The sequence below is a fragment of the Ferruginibacter sp. genome (assembly GCF_031430955.1).
Taxonomy (GTDB): Bacteria; Bacteroidota; Bacteroidia; order Chitinophagales; family Chitinophagaceae; genus Ferruginibacter.
Genome location: NZ_JANPCM010000196.1, coordinates 1 through 9,607, shown reverse-complemented (window position 1 = coordinate 9,607; position 9,607 = coordinate 1). Strand labels below are relative to the sequence as shown.

Genomic DNA, 9,607 nt, shown 5'->3' with positions numbered 1-9,607 from the left:
GAATTATCACCCATTACCACGTGGCCGGCCATTTGTGTATTGTTGCTCATGATGCAATTGTTGCCCACAATACAATCGTGTGCTATATGGCTATAGGCCATTATTAAACAGTTGTTACCCACTTTGGTTGTCCACCTGTCTTTACTGCCACGGTTAACCGTAACAAATTCTCTTATGGTGGTATTGTCGCCAATTTCTACAGTGGTTTGTTCGCCTTCATACTTTAAATCTTGCGGAATGGCGGCAATAACTGCACCGGGAAAAATGCGGCAGTTCTTTCCAATTCTTGCACCTTCCATAATGGTAACGTTGCTGCCTATCCAGGTGCCTTCGCCAATTTCTACATTGGGATGAATAACACTGAACGGATCAATTTTTACATTAGTAGCAAGCTTTGCACTGGGGTGAATGTAGGTGTGGGGGTGAATCATAATGAATGTGCAAAAATGCCAATTGGCAAATATGCAAAATTAAAATTGTGAATAATTTTATTAATGTGCAGATATGCTTGTATTCACATCTGCAAAATTATAATTGCCAAAAACTAAGTTAAGCATTTGAAATTGAATTGGCATGTTTGCCAATTTGCATATTGCTTAATTTCTCTTCACCAGTTGCGCTGTTAAATCTGCTTCGGTACACAATTTATTGCCTACATAAACGCTGCCTCTCATTATACAAATACCACGGCGTATGGGCTCAATCAATTCCATTTTTAAAATCATAGTATCGCCGGGCACTACTTTTTGTTTGAATTTACAATTATCTATTTTTAAAAAATAAGTATCGTATTGTCCTTCGGGCATGGCATTAATACAAAGTATGCCGCCGGTTTGTGCCAATGCTTCAATTTGCAAAACGCCGGGCATTACCGGGTTACCGGGAAAATGACCCTGAAAAAAAAACTCGTTAAAAGTTACATTTTTAATACCCACAATTTGTTTATCACTCAGTTCAATTATTTTATCTACAAATAAAAATGGAAAACGGTGCGGCAAAGTTTTTTCAATTTGCTGCTGGGTATATACCGGTTGTTGATTGGGGTTATAAATAGGAATATCCTTAGTGTGTTTATTTTTTTTGATGTACTGTTTTATTTTTTTTGCAAACTCTACATTGCTGCTGTGGCCGGGGCGGTTGGCAATTATATGCGCTTTAATAGGATAACCAATTAATGCCAGATCGCCAATTACATCTAATAATTTATGGCGTGCAGGTTCGTTAGGAAAACGGAGTTCTAAATTATTTAAATAACCTTCGCTCTTTACTTCTACTTTGGTACGGCCAAAAGCTTTTGCAAGGCGACTCATTTCTTCTTCGGTAACTGGCTTATCAACAACAACAATGGCATTATTAATATCACCACCTTTTACAAGATTATTATCTAACAGCATTTCCAGCTCATGCAAAAAACAAAAAGTACGGCAGGGTGCAATTTCTGTTTTAAATTCATTTATTGTTTTAATGCTGGCATGTTGTGTGCCCAGCACGGGGCTGTTAAAATCTATTAAAGTGGTAATGTGATAATGTGTTGCAGGCAGCGCCGTCATATCCACTCTTTTCACATCATCGTAATGAGAAATGTTGGTATCGATAGTGTACCATGCTTTGGCTGCATCTTGTTCTACTACTCCGGTTTCTTCAATTATTTCTACAAAGGGTTCGCTGCTGCCATCAATGATAGGAATTTCGGGGCCGTTAATTTCGATAAGGCAATTATCTACTCCCATACCTACCAGGGCGGCTAAAATATGTTCAACCGTACTTACTTTAGTATCGCCCTGTTCTAAAGTTGTTCCTCTTGATGTATCGGTTACCAAATCGCAATCGGCTTTAATTACAGGCATGCCGGGTAAATCGATACGCTGAAACTGAAAACCAAAACCTGCATTAGCTGGCTTTAAAGTCATATCTACATTTATACCCGTATGAAGGCCGGTGCCGGAAATACTAACCGAAGATGCAAGTGTGTGTTGTTTATCTGGATTGAAATTGATATCCATCAGCGTTAAAAATTTGTTGGCAAAGATATTTGATTTTTGGTTAGCCCGCTGATTACGCAGATATCGCAGAAAAAAGCTGTAATAAAATAGATATTATATTACTAAAAGGAAATAGGCTGTTCTTAACATTATATGCAAAATAATTAAACAGGAACATTCTGCGATATCTGCGTAATCAGCGGGAATATTTAAAACTGAAACTGAAAACTGCCAAAAATTCCAAAACGGGAACTTTTATTATCAGGCAAAGGCCTTGGCAAAACACGCCAAACAAAATCGAGGCGGAGTATTTTAAAAATGTTATCAATGCCGGTACCCACTTCTAAATAAGTAGTACCATTTAATGTTTTAAAAGTATTGGTGCTGTTATTGAGTGCACTATTTGCAGTACTTAACGAACCCCAAACTGTTTTTGCATTCCAGAACTGGCGCCATTTTAATTTACGGGTAATGGGAATAAAACGGAATAAGCCCGAGCCCACATTATGCTCTACATTAATGCCTGCATATTTATCGCTTAAATATTCAAAACGGTTCATCAGGTTAAAACTTCCGGGATCGTAATAATAAATATCGTTGCCGGGATGATTTTCTAAAAAAGTAAAAGGCAGTGCGCCGGTAATTTTACCTGCATATGCTTTATAATAAAAAGAACCGTAGGGAGAAATTTTCATGTAATCTTTTACTGATAAACCAATTTTAGTATAGCTGTAAGCGCTGTTTACAACACCTGAAAAACCTTTTGCCAGCATCAGTTCTGCTACCGGATATTTTGTACCCATTGAATAACGGAAATAATCGCCTTCTATAAATTGTTCTAAATAAGCAAAGCGTAATTTTAAAGCGACTTCAAAATTGGTAAGCGGCTCACCTTCTTTTGCAGGGAAAGTGTTTTTAAATGGTAAGTTTTTAAGTGGCTCGTACTTACGGTGGCTAATAAACCATTCGGTAGAAAATCCTTTACCCAATTCATTAAATATTTCAAAACGTGTATCCTGCAACTGTATAAATTTTCTGGTAGTGTTAGGTTTGCGGATGGCCAGAGAAAAAATATTATCCTGCCCCACATCACCAATCTGGCTGATGCCATTATCTATGTCGTTGCTGTAAGAAAGATGTAAGCGAAAACGTTTGGGATCTCTTTTTACAATCCAGTAAGCTTCTGCTTTGCCTTTAAATTTTTTATCACCAAAACCATACGCTAAATAAGTATGAAAATAAATGTGCTTATTAAAACCGGTTGTAGTGCCTAAATCAAAACGAAGCCTGGTGCCTTCCCAACTGTTTGCACTTATCCAGTTAAACCATGGGCCAATTTCGTAATTGGTTAGTGTTTTATAACCGGTGCCAATAAACTTTAACGTGTTTTGCAGGCGCTGAAATTTGGGCATTTGCAGCAACTTATTAATCGTGGTGTAAATTGCTTTTTCATTTTTTGATAAACTGTCGTGGCGTAAAACATTCCATACAGAATCGGTTTGTGCATTACTGCCGGGATCTGCTTTTGAAACTTCCTCAATAGTTTGCTGCTTAAATAAATTAGTAATGGAATCACTATTGATAATAATATTTCTGTAACTGGTAGTTTTTCTTCCAATAAAAGTGAGTGATTGTTTACCCAATATTTTAAAATCTGCAAAAAATTTATCACGGTTTAAAAAATATACACTGTCGTTAACAGGAATAAACTCCTGGAAAACACTGATACGGTCGATATAATTTATGTTGGCATCTTTACCCAGGTACAAATTTATTTTTAGTATTTGAAAAGTTATACCCATTACCCACGCATCTCCTTCAAAAGTATTTTGCCCGGAGCGTTTTGGAGAAAAGAGAAAATGAAATATTTTTTTTCCGTTAACTACCTGTGTATCGGGTACAAAAAAATTGTAGTACACATCAGCATTATCATTAAAAGGACCGATAAAATCTTTATCCATTACATTAACGTAATTGCCATACACATTTACATTCTGATTCATTACTCCCATCATTTTGCTGATGCTTTCATTTTTAAAACCAATGGTTTTGCTGGCTTTAATATTTTCAAAAAACTTTTTAGTATTGCGCTGAAAAGCATAATCACTTACACTTTCTAAAAGATAGGCTGGTAAAAAAGGTTCTTTTTCGCTGGTGCTGTCTATATTATCAAACACAAAAGAAAAAGGTTTGAGCAAGAAATTCTTTTTTGCTTTTTCGGGCTTGAAATTTTTAATATCCACCTCTAATTTATTGTAAGCCTCGTAACCAAAGTTGGGCAGGCTGTAGCGGTTGTACTGTTTCTTTTTGCTCATTATCTTTTTCCACAAAAACAAACCTTTATTAAATTTTGATCTTACTATTACAGCATTGGTAGCGGCGCCACGCTGCAATTGAATTATAATTTTTTTATTATTTACTGTATCGCTTATGGGTATTTTGTATAAATCGTATCCTACATAACTTACTACCAGCGTATCTTTTAAAAAATTACTGATGTAAAAAGAAAAGTTACCTGCACTGTCGGATGTTTTACCAATGCCCGACCTTGTAAAATAAATAGATGCATAACTAACTGGCTCTTTGGTATGGGCATCCTGTATAACGCCGGAAAAATTGAGGCTTTGTGCATGAAGCTGCACTGTAAAAAAAACAACCGCAATAAATAAAACGTAACGTAAAATGCTCAATGTAAAATATTATTGATACTGATTAATAAATTCAGATTAATTGTTATTTTAAACAACTAACTTTTTTTAATTTATAATGCTGTTGTTATAAACTAAAGATTACATAAGCAGCAAAAGCGTTGGCAGATAAATAAAAGCTTTACGAAATTATTTTTTTTCTGTTAAAGCAGCTATTTGTTTTTCTAATTCTTTTATTCTTTTTTCCAGCTCTGGCAATTTGCGGCTGGTAGCCTGACTGCGTAATGCAGCGGTAAACTCGTATGCAGGTGAGCCGGTAACTACTTTACCTGCCCCTAATGATTTGCTTACGCCACTTTGAGCATTAATTTTTGCGCCATCGCCAATAGTGATGTGGCCCACCACGCCTGCCTGCCCGCCTATCATAACATTATTACCAATTTTTGTGCTGCCACTTATGCCGCTTTGTGCAGCAATAATGGTATTGTTGCCCACTTCTGCATTGTGCCCAATTTGTAAAAGGTTATCTAATTTTGCGCCAGCTTTAATTAATGTACTGCCCATTGTTGCCCTGTCTATTGTGGTGTTGGATCCAATCTCCACACTATCCTCTATAATTACATTACCAATTTGCGGAATCTTTTTAAAGGTACCATCAGCCTGTGGTGCAAAACCAAAACCATCGCCGCCAATAATAGTTCCTGCATGTATCACCACATTTTTTCCAATAATGCAATCATGATAAATTTTTACTCCCGGATGAATAACTGTATTTTCTCCAACCACCACATTATTGCCTAAATAAACATTGGGATAAATTTTTACGCCATCAGCAATAATAACTTTTTCGCCTAAATAAGAGAAAGCCCCAATAAAAACATTGTTGCCAATTTTTGCTGTAGCATCTACATAAACAGGCTGCTGAATGCCCGTTAATTGCTGTTGCTGTATTTGCTGGTATTTATCTAACAGTACTGCAAAGGAAGTGTACGCAACAGGTACTTTTATAATTGTTGCTGCTACTGGTTGTTTTAATTCCTGTGTTTCATTTACAATAATGATAGATGCGTTTGTGCTGTACAGGTATTCCTCGTATTTTGGGTTAGATAAAAAAGCTAACTCACCGGCTTGCGCTTCTTCAATTTTACCAAACGAGCCTACAGTAACATCGGCGTTGCCTTCTACTTTGCCGCCAATTATTATTGCTATTTGTTGTGCAGAAAATTGCATATTTTATTATTCAGTCGTTAAGTCAATATTTCTTTACCAATAAAATTTCATCAATGACTTAACGACCAATGACGAACGATACAATTTTAAAAAAATGATTTCATCGTAAGTAACAAATGTAATATTTTTTAATCTTACCCTTCATATTTTGATTAATTAATGCATTATCCACCTCGGATATATCTTTAACGCTGCCGTCTTTAAACAAAATATAAATGTGCTCATCATCAAAATTATACGTACTGCTTACTGCTTCTCCTGTAAAAACAAAAAAAGCTGCTTCTTCTTTAGATACGTTTAGCTTAATACAGGCTTCGGTAGTTTTTTCTGCAATTAAATTTTTATCAACAGGCTCCGCATAATATTTTACTTTTAAAAGCTGGCGGTTAATAATGCCTTTACAAAGGGTTGACAAAACTTTGTCTTCATGCGTACTCCACACTTTAATGGCAGCAAGCACATCATAATCATCTAATCCGCAAAACTCAGCAATAGTTATTTTACTTTCGGGCTCATTAATTAATTTGTTCAGCGGCATTGGCGCAATTGCTTTTATTTGCTTGGCTCTTTTTATAATTTGCTGCAGCATTTGCTCGGCACAAAGTACTGTTTTATGCAGATAAACCTGCCAGTACATGAGGCGGCGGGCCACCAAAAATTTTTCAATGGAATAAATGGCTTTTTCTTCCACCATTAATTCGCCGTTGTGTACAGCAAGCATTTTTAAAATACGGTCGTAGCCAATTACGCCTTCGTTTACACCGCTGAAAAAACTATCCCGGGTTAAATAATCCATGCGGTCCACATCTAACTGGCCGGTAATAAGCTGGTGTAAAAATTTTTTGGGATGAATGCCGGTAAAAATATCTATTGCTAATTGTAATTGGCCGTTGAATTGTTCATTCAGTTCTTTCATTATCAGCAATGAGATTGCTTCGTGATGCATACCTTCTATCAAAACATTTTCAAGCGCATGGCTGAAAGGGCCATGGCCAATATCGTGTAAAAGAATGGCGATTTTTGCAGCCTGGTTTTCTTCGCCAGTTATTTCAACTCCCTTGCTTTTTAATTCGCTTAAAGCATTGCTCATTAAATGATAAGCACCTAATGAATGATGCAACCTGGTATGCACCGCACCGGGATAAACTAAATAAGCCATAGCCATTTGATTAATACGGCGCAGGCGCTGATAATAAGGATGGGCAATAATTTGATAAATAAGTTCATCATCTACTGTGATAAAACCATAAACGGGGTCGTTAATTATTTTACGAAAGGACATATAATAAGTTGATAGATGATAGTTGGCCGTTAACAGCCAGTATATATTTGTTAAAAGATGTACAAAGCTAAATAAAGCACGGCATCATTGATATAAAAAATTAAATTTGTAAAAATTGAAAAGTTGCTCATTTTTAAAAACTGCTTTATACGCTACGATAAAAAGCCTCCTCTATCTCCCCCAAAGGGGGAGGAAAAGGAGAGGATTGTGGCGATGATTTACAAAACACAATTAAAGAACAACAAAGTTTACAGCAGAAGTGAGTAACATAACTTGGATTTAATGTCGGAAACAAAATTTTATTACTAATAAAACAAATTCCCCTTTAGGGGATAGGGGTATGAGCATAGCAAAAATACTTTGGGTAGATGACGAAATTGACAGCCTTAACAGCCAGATAATGTTTTTAGAAAACAAAGGTTACGAAGTGCAAACCAAAACCAATGGCTTTGATGCCATTGAATTTGTAAAAGACAATATTGTGGATGTAGTGCTGATTTATGAAAGTATGCCCGGACTAACGGGACTTAAAACCCTGCAGCAAATAAAAGAAGTAAACAGTAATTTGCCGGTAGTGTTAATTACAAAAAACGAGGCAGAGAATTTAATGGATGAAGCCATTGGATCGCAAATAAGCGATTATTTAATTAAGCCGGTTAACCCAAACCAGGTTTGGCTGAGCCTGAAAAAATTAATTGATAATAAAAGATTGGTGGCGGAAAAAACTACTTCATCTTACCAGCAACAATTTGGAAGTTTGTTTATGGCCTTAAACAATAACCCTGATTATAATGAGTGGATGGAGATTTATAAGAAAATAATTTTTTGGGAACTGGCCATGAAGAACAGCGACAGCCCGGAAATGCAGGAAGTATTCGACTCACAAAAAAGCGAAGCCAATACAGAGTTTTTTAAATTTGTGAGCAGAAATTATGCTTCATGGGTTGGTCCTAAAAGTACAGGTGCGCCAATAATGAGCAATACTTTGATGAAGATGAAAGTATTTCCTCATCTGGAAAAGGGCACACCTTTATTTTTTGTGCTGATAGATAATTTACGTTTTGATCAATGGAAAACTATACAACCCATTTTTGCAGAAAGTTTCCGCATACATGAGGAAGAAACTTTTTATTCTATTTTACCTACGGCTACACAATATGCCCGAAATGCCATTTTTGCCGGGTTGCTGCCAATAGATATTGAAAAACAATTTTCGGCACAGTGGAAAAACGATGATGAAGAAGGTGGAAAAAATATGTTTGAAGAAGATTTTTTTAAAGCCCAGCTTAAACGAATGGGCAAAGGAGATCTAAAATATTCGTACACAAAAATTACTAACAATCATGATGGGCAAAAACTGGTTGATAATATTCATAACATGCTGAGCAATGATATTAATATTATTGTGTACAATTTTGTTGATATGCTGAGCCATGCCCGTACCGAAATGGAAGTGCTGAAAGAATTGGCAGGCGACGAAACCAGTTACCGCAGTATTACTGAGAGCTGGTTTACGCATTCGCCTTTGCATGCTGCACTTAAAAGAATTGCGGATAAAAAATTAACGATGATTGTAGCTACAGATCACGGAAGTGTAAGGGTAAAAACACCTGCAAAAGTAATTGGCGATAAACAAACTACAGCCAACCTGCGGTATAAACATGGCCGCAATTTAAATTACGAAGCCAAAGAAGTATTGGCTTTTCGTGACCCAAGGGAAGCTGGATTGCCTGTGCCCAATGTAAACTCCAGTTTTATTTTTGCTAAAGGCGATTTGTTTTTATGTTATCCCAACAATTATAATCACTTTGTAAATTATTATAAAAATACTTTTCAGCATGGCGGTGTAAGTTTGGAAGAGATGATTGTACCGGTGATTAGGATGACGAATAAATAGAGCCCGAAGCCCCAAACCCCTGAAGAGGCTTACGAACAACTTTTTAATTGAATAATTAACTGAGTTTGAACAAGCCCAAAGTTTTATTTATCAACGTTTGTTGAAAAGTAAAACAGGTATAACTATCCTGCTGCTTTACTTTTGTATTGCTTAAAAATTGACGATTCACCATTGACGATTCACGGGAATGAAATACACACAAAACATATTAGACAAAATAGAAAAAATTGCAGAAGAAGCCGGTTATGTAATCCGTTACGAGCGTGGTAATTTTCAAAGTGGCTATTGCATACTGCAGGCAAAAAAGGTAGTGGTGCTAAATAAATTTTTTCAAACCGAAGGAAGAATAAATACTTTGGTTGACCTAATGCCGCAATTAGAAATAAATTTTGATGCCCTTACTTTAGAGAGCCAGAAGATGTATGAAGAGGTGATGAGTGCGGAGGCAAGTAAGTAATTAGCAATTGTGATTTAGGAATTGGGTTTTAAAATTCAAGCTCTCTTAAATTTTATTACTGCTTATATAAAAGAATACTGCTCACCCAGCAACCTAATTACAAATTACCAA

The 9,607-nt window shown here is 36.1% G+C and carries 7 protein-coding genes; 2 read left to right on the top strand and 5 right to left on the bottom strand.

From position 1 onward, the window contains the following. The 5 genes from ACY65O_RS05535 to ACY65O_RS05515 form a co-directional block, all read right to left on the bottom strand. Nucleotides 1-431: acyl-ACP--UDP-N-acetylglucosamine O-acyltransferase (locus tag ACY65O_RS05535; protein WP_462219854.1), on the bottom strand; the 431-nt coding region annotated here is incomplete at its 3' end. A gap of 165 nt (nt 432-596) precedes the next feature. Continuing rightward, nucleotides 597-2,003: a bifunctional UDP-3-O-[3-hydroxymyristoyl] N-acetylglucosamine deacetylase/3-hydroxyacyl-ACP dehydratase gene (locus tag ACY65O_RS05530; protein ID WP_462219853.1), complete on the bottom strand. Its 1,407-nt coding sequence runs from the start codon at nt 2,001-2,003 to the stop codon at nt 597-599. A 188-nt stretch (nt 2,004-2,191) separates the two neighbouring features. After that, entirely contained in the window at nt 2,192-4,672 is a 2,481-nt protein-coding gene (locus ACY65O_RS05525; RefSeq protein WP_462219852.1) for a DUF5686 family protein, read from the bottom strand. Between the two features lie 147 nt (nt 4,673-4,819). Then, a complete protein-coding gene (gene lpxD, locus ACY65O_RS05520; protein ID WP_462219851.1) occupies nt 4,820-5,860 on the bottom strand; it encodes a UDP-3-O-(3-hydroxymyristoyl)glucosamine N-acyltransferase in 1,041 nt (346 codons plus the stop codon). Between the two features lie 100 nt (nt 5,861-5,960). After that, nucleotides 5,961-7,142 carry an HD domain-containing protein gene (locus tag ACY65O_RS05515; protein ID WP_462219850.1) on the bottom strand — a complete coding sequence of 394 codons (1,182 nt, stop codon included), beginning with the start codon at nt 7,140-7,142 and terminating at the stop codon, nt 5,961-5,963. A 340-nt stretch (nt 7,143-7,482) separates the two neighbouring features. On the opposite strand from ACY65O_RS05515, the gene porX reads away from it, so the two are divergent. Next, nucleotides 7,483-9,039 carry a T9SS response regulator signal transducer PorX gene (gene porX, locus ACY65O_RS05510; RefSeq protein WP_462219849.1) on the top strand — a complete coding sequence of 519 codons (1,557 nt, stop codon included), beginning with the start codon at nt 7,483-7,485 and terminating at the stop codon, nt 9,037-9,039. A gap of 187 nt (nt 9,040-9,226) precedes the next feature. Then, entirely contained in the window at nt 9,227-9,496 is a 270-nt protein-coding gene (locus tag ACY65O_RS05505; protein WP_462219848.1) for a hypothetical protein, read from the top strand. The last annotated feature ends 111 nt before the right edge of the window (nt 9,497-9,607 follow it).

What these genes read in the sequence shown, in the direction of transcription:
- ACY65O_RS05530 (WP_462219853.1), bottom strand. Translation starts at nt 2,003, where the DNA reads ATGGATATCAATTTCAATCCAGATAAACAACACACACTTGCATCTTCG.
- lpxD (WP_462219851.1), bottom strand. Translation starts at nt 5,860, where the DNA reads ATGCAATTTTCTGCACAACAAATAGCAATAATAATTGGCGGCAAAGTA.
- ACY65O_RS05515 (WP_462219850.1), bottom strand. Translation starts at nt 7,142, where the DNA reads ATGTCCTTTCGTAAAATAATTAACGACCCCGTTTATGGTTTTATCACA.
- porX (WP_462219849.1), top strand. Translation starts at nt 7,483, where the DNA reads ATGAGCATAGCAAAAATACTTTGGGTAGATGACGAAATTGACAGCCTT.
- ACY65O_RS05505 (WP_462219848.1), top strand. Translation starts at nt 9,227, where the DNA reads ATGAAATACACACAAAACATATTAGACAAAATAGAAAAAATTGCAGAA.